This window comes from Oleiphilus sp. HI0066 (genome assembly GCF_001635725.1).
The window spans coordinates 1-611 of record NZ_LWFH01000765.1 but is presented as its reverse complement, the minus strand read 5'-3'; the positions used below and the strand labels follow the sequence as shown (position 1 = coordinate 611).

1 protein-coding gene is annotated in these 611 nt (G+C 45.2%); it reads right to left on the bottom strand.

Annotation, left to right across the window (positions count from 1 at the left end):
* Nucleotides 1-101: 101 nt before the first annotated feature.
* A partial coding sequence (locus A3738_RS09215; RefSeq protein ID WP_197473753.1) for an IMP dehydrogenase occupies nucleotides 102-611 on the bottom strand: 510 nt, incomplete at its 5' end.

The window sequence follows — 611 nt, the reverse complement described above, 5'->3', positions numbered from 1 at the left end:
TGCTTTATTTTTAGATTCATATTCTTACACCGTTAATAACACACCAAAAACAAAAAAAGCCCCTTAACAGGAGCTTTTTCAATGCAATACTACAGAACGCTTTACTCTTTTCCGTAAACGTTATTCTCTTGTTCTTGCACACGAATAAAAGTTGTACGCTTCGAAAGCTCTTTCAAGCTATCTGCGCCAACATAGGTACATGTTGAACGAACACCACCAAGAATATCTTGAACTGTGTTATCGACCGGCCCTTTAAATGGCATTTCAACAGTTTTACCTTCTGACGCACGGTAGTTTGCAACGCCGCCAGAGTGCTTGTTCATTGCAGTTGATGATGACATACCGTAGAACAGCTTATACATCTTGCCATCGCGCTCGACTAGCTCACCACCAGACTCTTCGTGACCCGCAAGCATACCGCCAAGCATGACGAAATCAGAACCTGCACCAAATGCTTTTGATACATCGCCCGCACAAGTACAACCACCGACAGAGATCACGTGACCACCAAGGCCATTCGCCGCATCAGCACATTCAATTGCTGCAGACAACTGCGGGTAACCCACACCGGATTTCACACGTGTTGTACAAACAGAACCAGGACCGATACC